The organism is Parapedobacter sp., assembly GCF_053550995.1.
The window spans coordinates 1-19081 of record NZ_JBMQOC010000073.1; the positions used below are offsets into that span (position 1 = coordinate 1).

At 50.4% G+C, this 19081-nt stretch carries 20 protein-coding genes and 1 tRNA gene; 15 read left to right on the forward strand and 6 right to left on the reverse strand.

The genetic code is table 11. The features are described 5' to 3' along the window. Positions 1-1201 (forward strand): replication-associated recombination protein A (locus ACO1NT_RS10545; RefSeq protein ID WP_449048593.1); only part of this gene is annotated, 1201 nt, incomplete at its 5' end. Here ACO1NT_RS10545 and ACO1NT_RS10550 read toward each other — a convergent pair. From ACO1NT_RS10550 to ACO1NT_RS10560, 3 genes are read right to left on the reverse strand one after another with little or no spacing between them, the layout of a single operon-like run. Beyond that, a complete protein-coding gene (locus tag ACO1NT_RS10550; RefSeq protein WP_449048594.1) occupies positions 1166-2023 on the reverse strand; it encodes a glutamate--tRNA ligase family protein in 858 nt (285 codons plus the stop codon). The two genes, ACO1NT_RS10545 and ACO1NT_RS10550, sit on opposite strands and share 36 nt — an antisense overlap. Before the next feature lie 17 nt (positions 2024-2040). Continuing rightward, positions 2041-2913, reverse strand: a complete 873-nt coding sequence (locus ACO1NT_RS10555; RefSeq protein ID WP_449048595.1) for an alpha/beta hydrolase — start codon at positions 2911-2913, stop codon at positions 2041-2043. Between the two features lie 52 nt (positions 2914-2965). Then, positions 2966-4177, reverse strand: coding sequence for an alanine dehydrogenase (locus ACO1NT_RS10560; RefSeq protein ID WP_449048596.1), 1212 nt, complete (start codon positions 4175-4177; stop codon positions 2966-2968). Between the two features lie 225 nt (positions 4178-4402). Between ACO1NT_RS10560 and ACO1NT_RS10565 the strand changes: the two genes are divergently transcribed. The 5 genes from ACO1NT_RS10565 to ACO1NT_RS10585 all read left to right on the forward strand — a co-directional run bounded on the left by ACO1NT_RS10565 (position 4403) and on the right by ACO1NT_RS10585 (position 8608). After that, complete coding sequence (locus ACO1NT_RS10565; protein WP_449048597.1) at positions 4403-6334, forward strand: SDR family NAD(P)-dependent oxidoreductase; 1932 nt, start codon at positions 4403-4405, stop codon at positions 6332-6334. Positions 6335-6406: 72 nt separating this feature from the next. Further along, positions 6407-7087, forward strand: a complete 681-nt coding sequence (locus tag ACO1NT_RS10570; protein WP_449048598.1) for a tetratricopeptide repeat protein — start codon at positions 6407-6409, stop codon at positions 7085-7087. Between the two features lie 17 nt (positions 7088-7104). Further along, positions 7105-7608, forward strand: a complete 504-nt coding sequence (gene ribH / locus ACO1NT_RS10575) for a 6,7-dimethyl-8-ribityllumazine synthase (protein WP_449048599.1) — start codon at positions 7105-7107, stop codon at positions 7606-7608. 12 nt (positions 7609-7620) lie between these two features. Beyond that, a complete protein-coding gene (locus tag ACO1NT_RS10580; protein ID WP_449048600.1) occupies positions 7621-7743 on the forward strand; it encodes a hypothetical protein in 123 nt (40 codons plus the stop codon). A gap of 103 nt (positions 7744-7846) precedes the next feature. Further along, positions 7847-8608, forward strand: coding sequence for a hypothetical protein (locus ACO1NT_RS10585; RefSeq protein WP_449048601.1), 762 nt, complete (start codon positions 7847-7849; stop codon positions 8606-8608). On the opposite strand, the gene ACO1NT_RS10590 is transcribed toward ACO1NT_RS10585, so the two are convergent. Continuing rightward, positions 8605-9003: an RNA-binding S4 domain-containing protein gene (locus ACO1NT_RS10590; protein WP_449048602.1), complete on the reverse strand. Its 399-nt coding sequence runs from the start codon at positions 9001-9003 to the stop codon at positions 8605-8607. The two genes, ACO1NT_RS10585 and ACO1NT_RS10590, sit on opposite strands and share 4 nt — an antisense overlap. 82 nt (positions 9004-9085) lie before the next feature. On the opposite strand from ACO1NT_RS10590, the gene ACO1NT_RS10595 reads away from it, so the two are divergent. The 4 genes from ACO1NT_RS10595 (at position 9086) to folP (ending at position 11858) form a co-directional block, all read left to right on the forward strand. Further along, positions 9086-9904, forward strand: a complete 819-nt coding sequence (locus ACO1NT_RS10595) for a 2,3,4,5-tetrahydropyridine-2,6-dicarboxylate N-succinyltransferase (RefSeq protein ID WP_449048603.1) — start codon at positions 9086-9088, stop codon at positions 9902-9904. A 20-nt stretch (positions 9905-9924) separates the two neighbouring features. Beyond that, the gene (locus ACO1NT_RS10600) at positions 9925-10503 is read left to right on the forward strand and encodes an L-threonylcarbamoyladenylate synthase (RefSeq protein WP_449048604.1); all 579 of its coding nucleotides are present in this window, start codon (positions 9925-9927) and stop codon (positions 10501-10503) included. Positions 10504-10567: 64 nt separating this feature from the next. Continuing rightward, positions 10568-11047 (forward strand): DUF4920 domain-containing protein, encoded by a 480-nt coding sequence (locus tag ACO1NT_RS10605; protein WP_449048605.1) that lies wholly within the window; start codon positions 10568-10570, stop codon positions 11045-11047. Position 11048: 1 nt separating this feature from the next. Further along, the gene (folP, locus tag ACO1NT_RS10610; RefSeq protein ID WP_449048606.1) at positions 11049-11858 is read left to right on the forward strand and encodes a dihydropteroate synthase; all 810 of its coding nucleotides are present in this window, start codon (positions 11049-11051) and stop codon (positions 11856-11858) included. 23 nt (positions 11859-11881) lie between these two features. On the opposite strand, the gene metG is transcribed toward folP, so the two are convergent. Then, positions 11882-13957: a methionine--tRNA ligase gene (gene metG / locus ACO1NT_RS10615; RefSeq protein WP_449048607.1), complete on the reverse strand. Its 2076-nt coding sequence runs from the start codon at positions 13955-13957 to the stop codon at positions 11882-11884. Between the two features lie 134 nt (positions 13958-14091). Here metG and ACO1NT_RS10620 point away from each other — a divergent pair, with 134 nt between their 5' ends. The 5 genes from ACO1NT_RS10620 to ACO1NT_RS10640 all read left to right on the forward strand — a co-directional run bounded on the left by ACO1NT_RS10620 (position 14092) and on the right by ACO1NT_RS10640 (position 17756). Continuing rightward, a complete protein-coding gene (locus ACO1NT_RS10620; protein WP_449048608.1) occupies positions 14092-14499 on the forward strand; it encodes a DoxX family protein in 408 nt (135 codons plus the stop codon). A 4-nt stretch (positions 14500-14503) separates the two neighbouring features. Further along, positions 14504-15157: a class I SAM-dependent methyltransferase gene (locus tag ACO1NT_RS10625; RefSeq protein ID WP_449048609.1), complete on the forward strand. Its 654-nt coding sequence runs from the start codon at positions 14504-14506 to the stop codon at positions 15155-15157. A 111-nt stretch (positions 15158-15268) separates the two neighbouring features. After that, a tRNA-Glu gene (locus tag ACO1NT_RS10630) sits at positions 15269-15340 on the forward strand. Positions 15341-15590: 250 nt separating this feature from the next. Then, positions 15591-16811 carry a site-specific integrase gene (locus ACO1NT_RS10635; protein ID WP_449048610.1) on the forward strand — a complete coding sequence of 407 codons (1221 nt, stop codon included), beginning with the start codon at positions 15591-15593 and terminating at the stop codon, positions 16809-16811. 60 nt (positions 16812-16871) lie between these two features. Beyond that, on the forward strand, positions 16872-17756 hold the full coding sequence (locus ACO1NT_RS10640) for an Rpn family recombination-promoting nuclease/putative transposase (RefSeq protein WP_449048611.1): 885 nt from the start codon (positions 16872-16874) through the stop codon (positions 17754-17756). A 338-nt stretch (positions 17757-18094) separates the two neighbouring features. Here the strand turns inward: ACO1NT_RS10640 and ACO1NT_RS10645 are convergent, their stop codons facing one another. Next, a complete protein-coding gene (locus ACO1NT_RS10645; RefSeq protein ID WP_449048612.1) occupies positions 18095-19081 on the reverse strand; it encodes a DUF5712 family protein in 987 nt (328 codons plus the stop codon).

Sequence of the window (19081 nt, forward strand, 5' to 3'; positions counted from 1 at the left end):
CGAAGGAGCCGTGCTCTATCAAGCCATCCAACAGCAAAACATACCGTCTATGATTTTATGGGGGCCACCGGGGGTGGGCAAAACCACATTGGCATCCATCATTTCCGCCCAACTAAGTCGACCGTTCTTCAGCCTCAGCGCTATCAACTCGGGAGTGAAAGATGTACGCGAGGTTATCGATAAGGCTACGCAGCTTCGCAATTTCCAGCAGGAGCAGCCTATCCTTTTCATTGATGAGATCCACCGGTTTTCAAAGTCGCAGCAAGATTCGCTCTTAGGGGCGGTAGAACGCGGGTTGGTAACGTTGATCGGCGCGACTACAGAGAACCCCTCCTTCGAAGTCATCTCCGCCCTGCTTTCGCGTTGCCAGGTATATGTGCTCGAGCACCTTACCGAAGCAGAACTGATCAGTATCATTGAGAAAGCGCTGAAAGAAGACGACTACCTCCGCGGCTTGCCCGTGTCCATCAAAGAACACGGAGCCCTGCTTCGCCTGTCGGGCGGTGATGCCCGCAAACTACTTAATATCCTCGAGTTGGTCATCAATTCGGCCGCTGGCCACCCCCTCGAGATAACCAATGATTTCGTACTTAAGCAGGTGCAGCAGAATTTGGCGCGTTACGACAAAACAGGCGAGCAGCACTATGACATCATATCGGCTTTCATCAAATCGATCCGCGGTAGTGACCCCAACGCCGCAGTGTACTGGCTAGCCCGCATGATCGAAGGTGGGGAAGATCCGTTATTCATCGCCCGCCGGCTGCTTATCCTTGCTTCGGAGGACATCGGCAACGCCAACCCCAATGCACTATTGCTCGCCAACAACTGCTTCCAGGCCGTTAACGTCATCGGTTGGCCCGAATCCCGTATCATCCTTTCACAAACAGTCACCTACTTAGCTTCATCGGCCAAGAGCAACGCATCTTACGAAGCCATCAACAAAGCGCAGGCATTGGTGCGCAAAACCGGAGATCTACCGGTTCCATTACCCATACGTAACGCTCCTACCAAGCTAATGAAGCAATTGGATTACGGCAAAGACTACCTGTATGCACACGCGTATGAAGGGAACTTTATCAGCCAGGAATTCATGCCGGAAGGATTGAGTGGCACCAAGCTATACGACCCGGGCAAAAACCCCGCCGAAGAGAAACTTCGGGAGAAGCTACGGTCCAACTGGAAGGATAAATACGGGTATTAAGGGTTCCAAATCCATCCAAGTGGAAATCGGTTGCCGCAAGCCTGCCATTTCACCTACCATACGGTAGATATCCGTGCTTGAGCAGCCGCTACCCCGTAAATAGTGTACGGAAGTTGCACCGGCCGATTTGGACAATTTTTCGCCCGCCCCCGTTTTCAACAAGGCATGATGTACGAATGATGCTCCACCAAACTGGTCATACCCCATCAAGTCGGCGAGAAAGCGCTGTGCCATCGTCGATTCCCACAAATCATGTCCCCGCACGATCAAATCCAACCCGAAGTGTTTATCGTCTACCACTGAAGTCAATTGATAGGCCGGCATGCCGTCTTTCTTCCGCACGATGAAATAGCGCATGTGCGGCGGAAGAGCGGCTTTTTCCGTATCGATACGCCAGCAACACCCTTCACCATCCAATGGCAGGCCGCGGTGTTTGCATCTCCCGGTATATACGCCGGCAGGATGGTTGCGCAGCAGCATCGTACGCGAACAATCGCAAGCGAAAACCGCCCCCTGTACGCGCAAATAACCTAATGCATCGTGGTACAATCCGAGGCGATGTACCTGCGAATAGATCGATTCGTACGCCGCATAGTCCATCGGCCCCTCATCCCACGGTATATCGAGGTATGTTAAGGTATCAAAGATGTCTGCCACATATGCCGGCCGCACCCTCTCCCGGTCCAGATCATCGATGCGTAGCATCGTTAGGGCGCCGGATTGCCTTGCCAACACCGCCGTAATTGCGAACGATAGCACGTTGCCCAAATGTAAATAACCGCTGGGTGTGGGGGCAATACGGGTACGCACGAATTGTTGCATGGTGCGAAATTAGCGCATCAGCGATCAGCCAACCAATCCAGGAAGTGGTCAAACCACTTGTCTGCAGTGGTTTTATTATTAAGCCCGAACCCATGCCCCCCTTCGGGATATGTGAGGAGCTTGGCGGCAACAACGTGTTTTCTGAGCGCCGCCACATACGCCTCACTATTGGCAATCGGCACGGCAGTGTCGTCTTCAGCATGGACCAGAAAAGCCGGCGGGGTATCGGCAGTCACCTGCCCTTCGTTTGAAAACAGTACAATATCATCTTGGGAGGGGTGGTCGCCCAACAGGTTTTTTCTCGAACCGCCGTGGGTCAGCTGCGCTTGCATGCTGATAACCGGATAGACCAGCAAAGAGAAATCGGGGCGTAGGGAGGTGTGTTTCGGATTAGCGATAACCGCATCTTTATAATGGGTAGATAACGTAGCGGCCAAATGCCCGCCGGCCGAAAAGCCGGCGATACCGATCTGATTTTCGGATATCCCCCATTCGGAAGCCCGCTCGCGCACCAATTGGATGGCCCGCTGCGCATCCTGCAAGGGGCCGATGCGCTTATCTACCATGATCTCGTCTTTTGGCAGCCGATACTTGAGCACAAATGCGCTGATGCCTTGTGCTGCCAGCAGCCGCGCCACATCTAGCCCTTCATGGGAAATGGCCAATATGGCATATCCGCCCCCGGGGCAGATAATGACGGCCTTACCGGTATTGACTACCCCTTCGGGCGGGAAATAGGCTATCAGCGTAGGGTTGGTTACGCCCGTTACGCGCGTAATGCCGTTATCGTCGGTTGTTTGCACATAGTCCATCGAAAAGGCTTTGCTATTGGGCACTTCCATGTCGTACAACGCCAGTTCTTTTTGGCTATATGCAACCCGTGTACCCATCGTTAACAAGGCTACGCAACAAATCCATTTTACATATTGCATGGGCTTTCATTTAGTGGTTGGATACGACCAATAGGTCGAGATCCTTGGGTGTCAAGTTAAATTTATTGGCCATGTCCTTATTTGTAAGGTGCCCCTGGTAGAGGTAGATGGCATTTCGCACGCCCGGCTTTGCCCAAATAAGGTTCATGATGCCCCCCATCTCGCCGATGTCTATCAATATCGGCGTGAAAATGTTGGTGAGCGCATAGGTGGCGGTCCGCGCCACGCGCGATGCCACATTGGGTACACAGTAATGAATCACTTCATACTTGCGGAATACAGGTGATTCATGATTGGTGATTTCGGATGTCTCGAAACAGCCACCCTGATCGATACTGATATCGATCAGCACGGAATTGGGTTTCATCCGCGATACTGTTTCCTCACTGATGATACACGGGCTACGGCCATGGGTGGCACGGATAGCTCCAATCACCACGTCGCAACCGATGACCGCCTTGCGAAGCACAATAGGTTGAATCACGGACGTAAACACACGGCTCCCCACGTTATTCTGTAAGCGGCGCAAACGGTATACCGAACTATCAAACACTTTCACCTGTGCCCCCAATGCAATGGCCGTACGGGCGGCAAACTCACCTACCGTACCGGCGCCAAGAATGACCATCTCCGTGGGTGGCACCCCGGTAACCCCACCTAGCATCAACCCTTTCCCATCGAATACATTGCTCAGGTATTCAGCTGCAATCAATACAGAGGTGGCACCTACAATTTCGCTCATCGCACGTACCACGGTCAAGGTATTGCCCTCGTCGCGCAAATACTCGTACGAAAGTGCCGTCACCTTCTTTTTCATCAGGGCATGAAGCAGATCGATGCTCATCAGCGACGGTTGCTGCGAGGATAGCAACACCTGGCCGCTCCGCATCATGTCAACCTCTTCAAGGGTGGGTGGCGCTATCTTAATAATGATGTCTGCTCTATAAACTTCCGCTTTGTCATGCACAATACGCGCGCCCTGCTCGCTGTAATGATGGTCCAGAAAGTTAGCCGCGTCTCCAGCCCCGCTTTCCAGCACCACTTCATGGCCATATTCCACCAACAGCGCAACAGAAAGCGGCGTCAGTGGAACGCGGTTCTCCTGAAAACTGATTTCCTTGGGTATACCAATATACAGGCTGTCTTTTTTCTTCCCTGTTTCAAGCATTGCCTCTTGCGGTTGCAGCAATGCCTGACGCGCCAACTTCGATAGCTCACTCATGATGCGCTCGCTTTGTCATTAAATTAGGGTTCATCATGCGAAAATAATCAAACTTTTAATAAATTGGACGTTAATTGTACAGAGATAGACGAAGTTAAACGTCCAACTTGCTTGGCAAGAATGACTTAAAATATATTCACTCTTGTTTGATAATAGAAAATACCTATATTTGAAGCGCATTTATAGTATAGCGATATAAGTAACGCTGCACGTTAATCACACTGGATGTTTGACAGATTCAATATCGTCCCCCGCTGGATTATCTTCACGCTAGACTTGGGCTGCAGTGCGATAGCACTATTCTTTGCCTACCTGTTATTAAACCGTTTTGCATACGACGCCATCAATTCCACCGATTTCAGCCGGACACTGCTCGTGGTACTCGCCGTAAGTGCGTTGGTATTCTATCGGTTAAAAATGTATGCGGGCATCGTACGTTATACCAGTGCGTTGGATTCGGTACGCATTCTTTCGTCTGTATCGTTGAGCATCGCCGGCTTGTTCCTGATCAACACCATCCTGATTGCGCTCAATCGCCCGCCATTGATGTCCAACAGTTTGCTGATTGCCTACGGCTTGATGGGATTCCTGCTGCTGATCACTTACCGCTCCACGGTAAAGCTCTTTTTCCTTTACATCAAGAACCTCAAATCCACGCGCAAGCAGACCGTGATATACGGTGCGGGTGACTTAGGCATTGCCGCCAAACGTACGCTTGATCACGACCATCACGCCGAGAATGTTGTCGTTGGATTCATTGACGACAACTTGCATAAAGTCGGCAAGATCATCGACGGTGTACAGATTTACCACACTGATTATTTCGATCAACTCATCGTGCAGGGCAAAGTAGATGAGCTTATTATCTCTACCCACAATATCCCTGTAGAGAAGAAAGCGAATATTGTAGACCTCTGTTTGGAGCGCAACATCAATGTGCTTACCATGCCACCGGTGCACCGGTTAATCAACGGTGAACTGACACCCAATCAGATCCAGAAATTACGCATCGAAGATCTGCTTGAGCGGGAACCCATCAAAATCAACAATCTGTCTATCCAACAGCAACTGGCCGGCAAACGGATATTGGTTACAGGAGCTGCGGGATCCATCGGCAGCGAAATTGCCCGACAACTGGGCAAATATGGCCCCCAAATGATCATCCTTAACGACCAAGCGGAAACTCCACTGCATGAACTGCAGCTCGAGTTGGAAGATGTACAGAAAAACCAAGTATATCATGCGTTCATCGGGGATATCCGTGATGAAGACCGTATGGAGGCGCTTTTCAAAACCTTCAAGCCCCATTATGTTTACCACGCGGCCGCCTATAAGCACGTGCCCATGATGGAAAACCATCCCGTGGAGGCCGTCCGCACCAACATCATGGGCACCCGTTTAATCGCCCGCTTAGCCGTTGCCCACGGGGTCGAAAATTTTGTCATGATTTCCACGGACAAAGCGGTAAACCCAACGAACGTGATGGGGGCCTCCAAACGGATTGCCGAAATTTACGTCCAAACTTATTTCAACTACCTTTCGCACAAACGTACCTTACTTAACGGCAGTGCCCGAGGTGCCGATACGCGCTTCATCACCACCCGCTTCGGAAATGTCTTGGGCTCCAACGGTTCGGTAATACCACGGTTTAAGGCCCAAATAGAAAAAGGCGGGCCGGTTACCGTTACCCATCCTGAAATCACCCGGTATTTCATGACCATCCCCGAAGCATGCCAGTTAGTACTCGAAGCCGGTTCCATGGGCAAAGGCGGCGAAATCTATGTATTTGACATGGGTAAATCGGTGAAAATTGTCGAATTGGCAACAAAAATGATCAAGTTGTCGGGGCTCGTGCCCAATAAAGACATCTCCATCGAGTATTCGGGACTCCGCCCCGGCGAGAAATTGTATGAAGAACTCCTTAATGATTTGGAGAACACCTTGCCCACCCATCACCACAAAATCATGGTGGCCAAAGTAAGAGAGTACGATTTTGAACAAGTAGAGATACAAATCAGTGCGCTGATTGACATGACCAAGAACCAAAACGAGCGAGAAATCGTTCTGAAAATGAAAGAACTGGTCCCCGAATTCAAAAGTAACAACTCGGTTTACGAGGAACTCGACCAAAAACATAAGAATGGTATCGACGTTTGACACGCCCTTACAAAAAGCACTTGGATATAAGTTGTAAAAGTGTATTTTTGCAGTCCGAATTTAGAAACAGAAATGTCAAACAATCAAAAACATAAGGCACCCTCTGCCGGTGCCAAGCATACAACAAACGGCAATTTCATTCAAGAAAACCAAAAGAGCTTGGTCTTCATTATCGGCGGCATTGTCATCTTGATATTACTTTACATTGGTTATCAGCGATTTTACCTCGCACCACGTGCAGAAACAGCTGCCAACCAACTTTTCAAGGCAGAGACGTATGCTACCATCGATTCCCTGCAACAACGTGCCATCGACGGCGATGGGTCGTACCCCGGCTTTAAGGAGATTGCCGCTGAATACGAGAACACCAAATCCGCCAATATTGCGAATGCCTATTTGGGTGGACTGTACCTACGGCAAGGTAATTACCAGGAAGCCATCAATGCATTGGAAAAGTATACGAACACCGGCAGTGTCATACTCGACCCGCTTGTTATCGGCCTGCTTGGCGATGCATACGTTGAGCTGAAGGACTATAAAAAAGCAGCGTCTTTCTACAAGAAAGCAACAGACAAAAATGCGAACAAGTTTACGTCGCCATTGATGCTTAAGAAGCTCGGCTTGGTATACGAGGCACAAAACGATTTCAAAAACGCGGTTGCCGCTTATAAACGCATCCAGTCTGACTATCCGGATAGCCACGAGGCTACCGCTATAGAAAGTTACATCGCACGCGCTGAAGCACAGTTGTAGTCGTTTTTTACCCGCTTATGGCAAGTCACCATAAAAATCTTTCCGATTTCTCACACATAGAGGTAGCATCTGCGGCTCCATACCGGTTTGGTATCGTTGTGTCGCAATGGAATGCCGAAGTGACGGGGCCATTGCTCGAGGGGGCATATGAGGCATTGGCAAAACATGGAGCGACTGCGGAAAACATCCATGTGGTACAGGTACCGGGTAGCTACGAGCTCACCAGCGGCGCAGACATTCTCTTTCGCGATCAGCTATTGGATGCGGTGATATGTTTGGGTTGTGTTATCCAAGGGGAAACCAAGCACTTCGATTTTATCTGTAGTGCCGTTGCACATGGCATCACCCAGGTCGCACTGAAGCACAATAAACCGGCTATCTTCGGCGTTTTAACAACTGATACTTTGCAGCAAGCGCTGGATAGGGCGGGTGGAAAACACGGCAATAAAGGTGAAGAAGCTGCAATCACCGCCATTCAGATGGCCCAACTAAGTGCCCGCGCGACCAGCAGTAACAGTTAATCCGTTAATCGTATGAAAAGGATACTCATCATCGGCATCGCGTCAATTGCGGTAATCTCATTGTCATTTCAGTCCTGCTCACCGAAGACCTGCCCCGCTTACAATACGTATCCGAAAACAAAACGGCTGCGGTAATTGTTACTATCCGTCAAACAAATAATCCCATTTTGCGGTCATTAATACCTTCCGCATTTTCAGTGCCCTATATAAGTCGCGCTGAAAAATAAGAATGATAAAGATGATGCAACATTCCGTCAAACTCAAGCTGAGCCTATTGGTTGCCTTATGGTGTTGCGTAATAATGGGTGTACGCGGACAGGATACCCCCTCGGCCAAGGAAAACGACTTGGCGGATAAATTGTGGGACGCCGCAGGAGGGCGGGAGAATTGGCAAAATGCCCGGTATTTCATGTTCAGCTGCGCGGGAGGGAACCATTCTTTTTCGCAAGGCGAGCGCAAATACCTTTGGGACAAACAAACGGGGAACTGCCGTTTCGACGGCGTTACAACAGACGACGAACGTATTACTGTATTGTTCAATATCGAAACAGGCGAAGGAACGGTATACCTCAACGATGTGAAGCTCGACAATCCACGCATTACCGAAGATATCATTGCAGAAACCACCGAAGCGTTCCATCAGGACGCCCGGCTTTTATTCCTCCCTACCGTTCTAGACGGGAACCAGGCCTCCTATCGGATCAAGGGCGAGAAGCTTGTCGGCTCCCAACGTTTTACGGTGGTAGACATTGAGAATAAACGTACAAGCTTTGAAGATACGGTAGCGGGCCAAATATATGTCGATTCACAAACCGGCCAAATCCACCAGTGGTGGCCCAGCGATAGCTCCGGCGGATACTCCATCGGCAATTATAAGGCTATCGGTAGTGGCTTGGTATTACCCACCCGCTTCACCGGCAACGATACGACTACCAGTATCAATTACCCAATCGCCGCCGCATTGGTCCATATCGAAGGCCAGAAATTCAGTAAACCCTAGTCTTCTTCCCACCAGTCATTTTGTAAGCTATCGATTTCCCGACGGTCCTTTTTAGTGGGCCTACCCGTGCCGCGATCGCGCATGGGTATCGACGCACGGCCCATCGATTTATAACCATTGGTTTCTTCAACCGGGGTGATATCCTCGTAAAAAGCCGCCGCCGTCTTAGCGTCCACCCGTTTATCCAACAAGCCCGTAACCCGCAGCACTTTCTTTTCCATCCCTTTCTGGATATGGTAGTTATCGCCCACCTTCACCAACGCCGAGGGCTTCAAGCTGCGTCCATCGAGTTTCACACGGCCCGCTTTGCATGCATCCGTTGCCAAGCTCCTCGTTTTAAATACGCGGATTGCCCATAGGTATTTGTCTACACGTAACTTTTCCTCTTCAGCCATTACAGCAAACTTAGCCAAAATGCGGCTTATATAAAAAGATTTTACTTTCTTTGCCCCTACAACTTTCGATACACGGCTCAATATGATTAAAGAATTAAAAGGACTGGTTGAAGGTGCCTGGGAAAACCGGCAATTTCTGGAATATAAAGAATACCGGGAGGCTATTGAGGCAGTCATCCAACGGCTGGACAAAGGTGAGCTGCGGGTGGCCGAACCCATCGGTTCCCGCTGGCATGTAAACGATTGGATTAAAAAGGCCGTTATTCTCTATTTCCCCATCCGGCAGATGGAAGAAGTGGCTACAGGTCCGTTCGTATTCCACGATAAGATGAAGCTTAAAACCAACTATAAAGAGTTGGGTGTGCGCGTGGTGCCGCATGGCATTGCACGCTATGGGGCCTATTTGGCCAAGGGCGTCATCATGATGCCATCCTATGTCAATATCGGAGCCTATGTTGATGAGGGTACCATGGTAGATACCTGGGCAACGGTGGGATCATGCGCACAAATCGGTAAGCACGTACACCTCAGCGGTGGCGTGGGTATCGGCGGTGTGTTGGAGCCCGTGCAGGCTGCTCCCGTCATCATCGAAGACAATGTTTTCGTCGGGTCGAGGGCCATCGTGGTAGAGGGTGTCCACGTCGAAGCGGAAGCCGTCCTCGGTGCCAATGTGGTGCTCACCGCGTCAACCAAAATTATCGATGTCAGCGGCACTGAACCGATCGAATACAAAGGCGTTGTACCGGCGAGGTCCGTTGTCATCCCCGGCTCCTACACCAAGACATTCACCGCCGGTGCGTACCAAGTACCCTGTGCACTGATTATCGGCAAGCGCAAGGAGTCGACAGATAAAAAAACATCGCTCAACGATGCGCTACGCGAACACAATGTGGCCGTGTAATAACTACCGGCTGCGGCAACATGCATAACGAGGTTAAAAAAACGGATATCAATCAAGCCCTCGAAACCTTGCGGAACGGAGGATTAATCTTATATCCCACCGATACGATCTGGGGCATCGGTTGTGACGCAACCGACCCCGAAGCCGTAGACCGCGTATTCCGGCTGAAAGGGCGCGACCAGACAAAAAGCCTGATTATATTGCTCGATAGCGATCATAAGCTCGAGAGTTATGTCAAGGAAATACCCGAGGTTGCCTACCAGCTTATCGAATATACGGAACGGCCGCTTACCATCGTCTATTCCGGTGCCAAGAACCTGGCACCAAACCTCCTTGCCATAGATGGCAGTATCGGCATCCGTATCGTACGGCACCCCTTCTGTTCTGCCCTGCTCCAGCGGTTCCGTAAGCCCATCGTTTCTACGTCGGCCAATATCAGTGGCCTTCCGGCACCTGCCAACTTCAGTGAAATAGACCCAATGGTTATCGATGGTGTCGATTACGTGGCCCTCTATGGTCAAGACGATATCCGGCATGGAGCGGCGTCCATCGTGATGAAGCTCGAGCCTGGCGGGCAGTTTTCGTTCATTCGCCGCTAGAACCATACAGGTAGCGCCGTACATACAAGGAAAATAACTAAGTTTGCATATAAAAAAAGCGGTTATGAAGAAAATAGCAATCATCTTTGTTGCCCTATGCTGTTTCATGGCAACATCGACGGCCCAAAATAAAATCCCCGCCGCTCAGCCCGGCGTACAATATGGCAAGGCCATTACCAAAAGCAACGCCATCGACGTACGGCAATTGGAAGCCAAACTGGCCACCGATTCCACCTACACCGGCAAGGTGAAGGGTAAGGTGGTGGAGGTATGCAAAAAAAAGGGGTGTTTCATGCGCGTCCTGCGCGAAGGCGAGGGTGATCCGATTTTGGTACGGTTCAAGGATTATGGATTTTTCATGCCCCAAAACATCGTAGGTAAAACTGTCGTACTCGAAGGCCAAGCCAAGGTTAGGGAGGTTTCGGTAGCCCAACAACAGCACTTTGCTGAAGATGCAGGTAAAGATGCCGAAGAAATTGCCAAAATCACCGAGCCTAGGACCGATATCAACATCATTGCCGATGGCGTAGTGGTGGTTCGTTAAAATGAATGCTGGCGGTAAGCTGATCGATCTTTCCACCCCGAAGGTGATGGGCATATTGAACATCACGCCCGATTCCTTTTACGACGGTGGGCGCCACCATACCGTGGCCGCAGCATTGGCGCAAGCCGAACGGATGCTCGGTGAAGGCGCCGATATACTCGACATCGGAGCCTACTCGTCACGGCCTGGCGCTGCAGATGTAAGCACAACCGAAGAAGTCGATAGGCTTTTACCTGTAATCGAAGCCATTTCCGCACGATTTCCCGAAGCCATCCTATCCATCGACACCTTCCGTGCAGCGGTGGCCCGTGCCAGTATCGCAGCGGGGGCTCATATCATCAATGACATTTCCGGCGGTACCCTCGATGAGGCGATGTTCGCTACCGTTGCCGATTTGCAGGCGCCTTATATCCTCATGCACATGCGGGGCACCCCCGACACCATGCAACAGCTAACCGATTACCGTGGCGACGTGACTGGCGAGGTCAGCCTATTTTTCGGAAGGCAAGTGGCCACTTTACGGCAACTGGGGGTTCGGGATATCATACTGGATCCCGGATTTGGGTTTGCAAAAACACTCGAACAAAATTACGAACTGCTCAGCCGGTTGGAAACATTGCACGTCCACGGCCTACCCCTACTAGGTGCGGTCTCCCGCAAATCGATGATTTACAAGAAGCTGGGCATCAAGCCCGACGATGCCCTCACGGGCACCATTGTACTCAACACCGTACTACTATTAAAAGGTGTACACATCTTGCGGGTGCACGATGTAAAGGCCGCCAAAGAAGCCATCGCCCTGCTCCGCTAGCGGGTGTGGGCCAGGCGTCCGCACTACCGGATCACACTACCCGGCCGCATGGTTGTATGCGGCGACACGAAGTCGAGCCGGCCATCAGCATCCTCGGCCATGAGTATCATGCCCTGCGATACGATCCCTTTAATGGCACGCGGCTCCAGGTTCACGAGGATGGCCACTTGCCTTCCCACGATCTCTTCCGGGGCAAAAAATTCGGCAATGCCGGATACAACAGTACGTTCATCGATACCGGTATCTATCGTCAGCTTCAGCAATTTCTTGGTTTTCGCCACTTTTTCGGCTGCAAGGATCTCACCGGTACGGATATCCATTTTTACAAAATCGGTGAATTCGACGTCTCCTTTAGCGTCAGCCACCGCCTCGGTAGGTTTTCCGCTATCGGCCTTCGCCTCACGGAGCTTGGCAAGCTGTGCATTGACCTGCTCATCGGTTATTTTCTCAAACAGCAATTGCGTCTGTCCCAATTGGTGCCCTGTCGGCAGCAACACACCGCCTCCAGCATTTTCCCATGCTAAATCCCCCAGTCGAAGCATTTCTGCCATTTTCTGTGCGGTGTGGGGCAGAAACGGCTGCGCCAGCACCGCCAAATTGGCCGCAATCTGCAACCCAACATTTAAAACGGTCTTTACGCGCTCCTCATCCGTCTTGATCACCTTCCATGGCTCTGCATCCGCCAAATATTTATTACCCAACCGGGCTACGTTCATGAACTGAGCCAATGCCTCACGGAAGCGGAAATGCGTGATGGATGCCGCGATGTGCTTCGGGTACCGCTCCAGTTCCGCGAAAATGAAGCGATCCGTATCGGTCAGGTTGGTAGCCGACCTGACCTTACCATCGAAATATTTATGCGAAAGCACCAAAACACGATTAATGAAATTGCCAAAGATAGCCACCAATTCATTGTTTACCCGGGCTTGGAAATCGCGCCAGGTAAATTCACTATCCGATGTCTCGGGCAAGATGGATGTCAGCACGTAGCGCAACTCATCCTGCTTATGGGGAAACTCCGCGAGGTACTCATGCAACCACACAGCATGATTGCGGGATGTTGACAGCTTATCTCCCTCCAGGTTGAGGAATTCATTAGCGGGTATGTTCTCGGGCAGCACGTACTCGCCATGCGCATGCAAGATACTCGGAAACGTGATGCAGTGGAAAACGATATTATCCTTGCCGATGAAGTGGATTAGACAGGCATCATCGGCCGGATCGGCCTGTTTTTTCCAATATTTCTCCCAATCATTACCGGTGTCCAACGCCCATTGTTTCGTTGCCGAAATATAACCGATAGGGGCATCGAGCCACACATATAGCTTCTTTCCCGCCGCATCGTCAAGTGGCACGTCCACGCCCCAGTCCAAGTCGCGCGTCATCGATCGGGGCTGCAAGCCTGATTTGAGCCACGAACGGCACTGCCCATAAACATTTGGTTTCAGTACGTCTTTCTTGCCTTCGAGCAGCCACTTTTCCAACCAAGGCTGGTATTTGTCGAGCGGCAGATACCAATGCTTGGTTTCGCGGAGCACGGGTGGCTTACCACTCAGCGTAGACAGTGGGTTAATCAGGTCGGTCGGATTGAGTGAAGTACCGCACTTTTCACACTGGTCGCCATAAGCCCCTTCATTGTTACAGTTCGGGCACGTCCCAGTAATATACCTGTCGGCCAAGAACTGGTGGTATTCTTCGTCGTAATATTGTTCCGTTACCTGCTCGGTAAACTCACCTTTCTCGTACAAATTGAGGAAAAACTCCTGCGAAAGCTCATGGTGAATGCGCTCGGAGGTGCGGTGGTAAATATCAAATGAAATCCCAAACTGCTCAAAACTTGCTTTAATCTGTGCGTGGTATTGGTCGATAATCGCCTGGGGGGTCGTTCCTTCCTTCTTCGCTTTGATCGTAATGGCTGCACCATGTTCATCCGAACCGCACACATAGACCACATCGCGCCCATTGAGGCGCAGAAAGCGAACATAAATATCGGCGGGGATGTAAGCGCCTGCCAGATGACCGATATGCAACGGCCCATTGGCATACGGCAATGCCGAGGTGATGGTATAACGTTTAAAGGGGAAATCTGTACTACTCAATGTATATCAGTTATTTAGTGGGGAAGTAATGCAATTTTACAGAAAAATGAAGCTCCATTGCTTGCAAACACGACAAAGATAAATCAAATTGCGCGGAATTAACAGCAGGTTGCACAAAATCACCAATCAAAAAAATGGCTGCACTATCATCGTTGAGCAAATTCAAAAATACCGGACTGCTACTTATCCGCGTCGGCCTTGGGATCATGTTTATCATGCATGGGTACCCAAAGCTACTAGGCGGACCTGAGCGGTGGGCGGGCGTGGGCAGTGCCATGGGAAATGTAGGCATTACATTCATGCCCATGCTTTGGGGGCTGCTGGCGGCACTAGCCGAGACCGTGGGCGGTGCATGTTTCCTGCTCGGATTGTTTTTCCGACCCATAGCGATTGCACTTGCGTTTACCATGCTTATTGCCGCACTCTCGCATCTAGGCCGCGGTGACGGCCTCATGGGTGCCTCGCACGCCATCGAAATCGGTGTTGTCTTTATCGGGCTTGCCTTCGTCGGGCCTGGAAAGTACAGTGTAGACAAACGTTAGTCGCGTGGCCAAATCCATTGATTTCAAAGCAGTGGCGGCACAATTGGCCAACCCAGTGGGTGAGGCAGGCATCCAGATGGCAACCCGCATGAATGCCAGCAATGGCGACATGACGCGCCACGCCATCGACCTTATGGCATATCATCCAGGGGCCCATGTTTTGGAAATCGGACCCGGAAACGGTAGCTTCGCCGATTATGTGCTATCGAAGGGGAAAGACATCCGATATACTGGCGTAGACAGGTCCGAAACGATGGTTAAGGAAGCGCGGGAAATCAATAGGCACCCTATCAGCGCTGGTCGTGTGCGTTTCGAATGGACCGACGGGCTGACATTCCCTTTCCCCAATCAGTCATTCAACAACATATTTACCGTCAATACCCTTTATTTTTGGGAAGATCCAAGCACACAGCTCGCCGAGATCCGTCGGATGCTGAAACCGGACGGCAGATTATGCATAGCCATTGCCAGCCGCGCCTTTATGGAGCAACTTCCTTTCGCAGCTTACGGGTTTAAGCTATATACGCCCGAAGCGGCTGAGCAGCTACTCGTTGCAAACGGCTTTGCGGTAGTCGAAACAACCATCCGCATGCATAAAACCACCGGCGCAAGCCAGCAAGAGTTGATGCGGGAAGAAGTATTCCTCTGCGTCCGATAGAAAGGTGAAATGATCAACATTAAATTTATATCATTTTTCTTTGGAACAAATGGAAATACTTCTATCTTTGCAGACCGAAAAACGGGAACGAGTTTTTCGAAATTGACAAAAGGCCCGTTCGTCTAGGGGTTAGGACGCAAGATTTTCATTCTTGAAACAGGGGTTCGATTCCCCTACGGGCTACACATCTTGAAGTCAAAACATACAAAAGCCTGCAAATTAAACGTTTGCAGGCTTTTTGTTTTTTACAGCATCCTGATTCATTCAATTATTCGCATAAAAACAGTGAGTAATTCAGTGAGTCAATCCCTGACCTACCGCTACTCACTGAAAGCAAATTAAGTTGTTGAATGACAACCTGTTCAATAACTAAACATCTTGACTACCATAGGCTGCAAGGCTAATTTTGTTTCACCATAAATGATGTATTATCATGAGTACAAATTATTCCTTGCTCTTCTACTTGAAGAAACCAAAAAACTATGTGGGTGGTATGAAACCCATCTACATGCGTATCACCGTGGCCGGTGACCCCAAGGAAGTGTCCACCGGCCGTGAGTGTGACCCCGTACGGTGGAACGCCAAGGCCAACCGTGCCAAGGGCACCAAGGAGGACATCCGTGGCCTGAATGCCTACCTCGACACGCTGGAGCGAAAGGTGGCCGATGCCCACCTGCAACTCGTAAAGGACGGCACGGAAATCACCGCCGAATCGCTGAAACTGAAATACCTCGGCAAGGACGTGCAACGGCGGTATTTGATGGAAACGTTTACCGAACACAACCGGAAGATGGAAGCGCTGCTTGGGAAAGGTTTCAAACCCAACACGCTGAAAGGCTACAACACTTCTGTTGCACACCTGACCTCCTATCTGGAAAAATGCCATGGTGAAACGGACATCGAGATCCGGCACATCGACCATGCGTTCATCACAGGTTATGAGTTTTTCCTCCGCTCTGACATGGAATGCAGTGCGGTGTCGGCGGCCAAGTACATGAAACACCTGCGTAAAATCATAAACCAGTGTCTTGCACACCGATGGATTACGGAAAACCCCTTTGTGTTCTACAAAACGAAGGCCAAGCCAAGGGAAAAGGAATTCCTAACACCGGATGAATTAGACAGGATAACCATTAGGGAATTCAGCATACCAAGGCTTGCGCACGTGCGTGATATCTTTGTGTTCTGCTGCTATACGGGGCTGTCATACGCCGATGTGCGGAAACTGCAAAAGACGGACATCGCCAAGGGTATTGACGGTAGATTGTGGGTATTGACCAGCCGTGAGAAAACGGAAACTTCCTCCAACATCCCGCTGCTTCCGCAAGCCTTGGAAATCATCGGACGGTATGCGGACTATCCCCCATGCGTGGCAAAGGGGCTGGTACTTCCGGTATTGAGCAACCAAAAGATGAACAGCTACCTAAAGGAAATTGCCGACCTGTGCGGTATTACCAAAAAGCTGACATTCCACATGGCACGGCACACATTCGCCACCACCGTAACGCTGGCCAACAACGTGCCGATAGAAACTGTCTCAAAAATGCTGGGGCATACGAACATCAAGACGACCCAGCACTATGCCAAACTGTTGGATACGCGGATCGGCAGTGATATGGAGGCCTTACAGAAGCGGTTGGCCGGAATACGTTAATGGCAACAGACGTCGCTGAAAATTATTCATACTTTTACACACGTACAACCAAGCAGAACAATGAAGCAAAAAGATGACTATCTATGGAAAGGGGTTTTGGAGGACGTTTTTGACGACTTCCTCCGTTTCCTGTATCCCGATGCGGACAGCATTTTTGATTTAAGCAGGGGTATCACATTTCTCGACAAGGAACTGGAACAATTATTCCCTCCGGAAGATGATGAGTTCGCTCTCAAAGTGGTTGATAAGCTGGCGCAGGTATACACCCATGACGGCGTAGAGGAATGGGTTTTAATCCATGTCGAGGTACAGGGCAGCTATCGCAAGGATTTCGCCTCGCGGATGTTCACCTATTACTATCGGATACTTGATAAATACCACAAACGTATCGCTGCCTTTGCCGTCCTGACAGAGGCCAGTAAAAAGCCAAGGCCCAATGTCTATGAAGAGGAATTCATGGGTACAAGCATCCAATACAGGTTCAATACCTACAAAATTGCTGAACAGGATACCGATCGTCTTTTGGCATCCGACAATCCTTTTGCTCTGGTCGTCCTAACGGCCAAGGCGGCATTTGTCGGCAAAAACGTGAATGACAAAGACGAAAGCGACAAGGCCTTGTTACAGACAAAAATACAGTTGGCGCGTGAATTGCTGGAAAGGAATATGAGCAAGGAAAAAATCAGGGGACTGATGAATTTCTTACGCTACTATGTACGTTTTGATAACTCGGAAGTAAACACTATCTTTGAACAAGAAGTCGAAAAATTGACAGAAAGGAGCCACACGATGGGTATCGAAGAATTATTATTAAACAGGGCTAAAAAGGAAGGCAAGCGTGAAAGTTTAATCTCCGTTGCCCGTGAAATGAAAAAGGACGGCATTCCCGTTGAGCAGATTGTCAAATTTACCAAGCTGTCCATCAAGGAAATCGAAAAACTTTAATAAAAAAATCCTCACAATATTAGTGCAAGCCATCCGAAACGGATGGCTTTTTTCGTATCCTCCCTTATTACACACACAACACTTCGCTATCGGCTCACTATTGGTTCTTATCAGCTCGTATCGGTTCATTTTCAGTGGTATTGTTTTTAAATCTGTACACACCAAGGCATTTTCACCGCTTAGGCCACCGGAACGCAAGGCGGGGGAATCGGGTCAAGGGCGCCGGAGGGCAAAGGCCTGCGGGAGGGGGGTGTTTATATACCCTTGACCTTTCCCACGCCGAGGGTAATTTTGGCCGGGTGGTGCAAAGGCCGGATGCTCTGAACCACCCGTAAAACTCACCGCCTGATACCCCGTGACTGAGCTTTCTTTTTCCGTTTGCGCCGCTTCTCCTCCTCCTCGATGGGGCTTTGCTGCCCGCCCACTCCCTCCACCGGAGCCATCAGCAATCCCAATAGGTCGGCAGCCATGTTGCCCGTGGTGGCCAGCATTTCGCCTACGCTTTCGAACCTGCCTTGGGCAACATTGTGTGCCAGCTCCATTGCCAATAGCTGACCCTGCGGATGTCGCTCCGTTAATTCCGTGAGCGTGTGCATCTGCACCTTTTGCCGTGCCGTCCCGTTCTTCATGGTATTGGCGTATTGCAGGCTGTCTTTCAGGTTGCGCTCAAAATCGAACAATTCATCGAACAGTGTCTCGCCCGACTGCTTGAACGCGGTGCGGTCGAACTGCCCCAGCTTCTGCGAATGGGCTTTGTTTTTGCCACGTGACGTATTCTGCGGGCTTAGCTTGATTTTGTTGGTGATATCCTTGCGGCTCACGATGATTTGGACGTGCATCTGCCGCCCCTCCTTGCGTTCCCCTTTTCTCTTTTGCCCGCCTTTCACTTCCTTGTCGTTGTGGCCGTAATAGCGGTGGTTTTCCAGTTTGCCGAACCAAAGCAAATCTTTGTGGCTTTCAATGCCGGGGCGTTTGAAGTTACGGGCATACTCGTCCATTACCCTCGCGGCAAATTCCTTTAGCTTTTCCCGTGCCCCGTCCTCGCCGTATTGGGACACAAGGTGCGCCAGTTCCTTCTGGCTGGGGCTGATGTTGATGAGGAAGAATTTGCTGTCGTCCCTGCCCAGCTTGGCCACGTTGCGGTCGATGCCCGTCCGCACCCCGTGGGGTTTGATGTCGTTGGCCGTTCCATTGAACCAACGCTCCGGCTTGTTTTCCATTGCGTTTTCCGGCTGCATCCGGTTTTCCTTTTCGAGGTAATGCACCAGCGCACCGCTGCTGCCCTTGTTGTCGCCCGTTTCCGATTTGGTAATGTTAATGTACAT

Excerpts from the sequence above, each read along its gene's own strand:
- ACO1NT_RS10565 (WP_449048597.1), top strand. The coding sequence starts at position 4,403 with ATGTTTGACAGATTCAATATCGTCCCCCGCTGGATTATCTTCACGCTA.
- ribH (WP_449048599.1), top strand. The coding sequence starts at position 7,105 with ATGGCAAGTCACCATAAAAATCTTTCCGATTTCTCACACATAGAGGTA.
- ACO1NT_RS10620 (WP_449048608.1), top strand. The coding sequence starts at position 14,092 with ATGGCTGCACTATCATCGTTGAGCAAATTCAAAAATACCGGACTGCTA.
- ACO1NT_RS10580 (WP_449048600.1), top strand. The coding sequence starts at position 7,621 with ATGAAAAGGATACTCATCATCGGCATCGCGTCAATTGCGGTAATCTCA.
- ACO1NT_RS10595 (WP_449048603.1), top strand. The coding sequence starts at position 9,086 with ATGATTAAAGAATTAAAAGGACTGGTTGAAGGTGCCTGGGAAAACCGG.
- ACO1NT_RS10585 (WP_449048601.1), top strand. The coding sequence starts at position 7,847 with ATGATGCAACATTCCGTCAAACTCAAGCTGAGCCTATTGGTTGCCTTA.
- ACO1NT_RS10635 (WP_449048610.1), top strand. The coding sequence starts at position 15,591 with ATGAGTACAAATTATTCCTTGCTCTTCTACTTGAAGAAACCAAAAAAC.
- ACO1NT_RS10590 (WP_449048602.1), bottom strand. The coding sequence starts at position 9,003 with ATGGCTGAAGAGGAAAAGTTACGTGTAGACAAATACCTATGGGCAATC.
- ACO1NT_RS10640 (WP_449048611.1), top strand. The coding sequence starts at position 16,872 with ATGAAGCAAAAAGATGACTATCTATGGAAAGGGGTTTTGGAGGACGTT.
- ACO1NT_RS10645 (WP_449048612.1), bottom strand. The coding sequence starts at position 19,081 with ATGTACATTAACATTACCAAATCGGAAACGGGCGACAACAAGGGCAGC.
- folP (WP_449048606.1), top strand. The coding sequence starts at position 11,049 with ATGAATGCTGGCGGTAAGCTGATCGATCTTTCCACCCCGAAGGTGATG.
- ACO1NT_RS10605 (WP_449048605.1), top strand. The coding sequence starts at position 10,568 with ATGAAGAAAATAGCAATCATCTTTGTTGCCCTATGCTGTTTCATGGCA.
- ACO1NT_RS10550 (WP_449048594.1), bottom strand. The coding sequence starts at position 2,023 with ATGCAACAATTCGTGCGTACCCGTATTGCCCCCACACCCAGCGGTTAT.
- ACO1NT_RS10570 (WP_449048598.1), top strand. The coding sequence starts at position 6,407 with ATGTCAAACAATCAAAAACATAAGGCACCCTCTGCCGGTGCCAAGCAT.
- ACO1NT_RS10560 (WP_449048596.1), bottom strand. The coding sequence starts at position 4,177 with ATGAGTGAGCTATCGAAGTTGGCGCGTCAGGCATTGCTGCAACCGCAA.
- ACO1NT_RS10600 (WP_449048604.1), top strand. The coding sequence starts at position 9,925 with ATGCATAACGAGGTTAAAAAAACGGATATCAATCAAGCCCTCGAAACC.
- ACO1NT_RS10555 (WP_449048595.1), bottom strand. The coding sequence starts at position 2,913 with ATGGGTACACGGGTTGCATATAGCCAAAAAGAACTGGCGTTGTACGAC.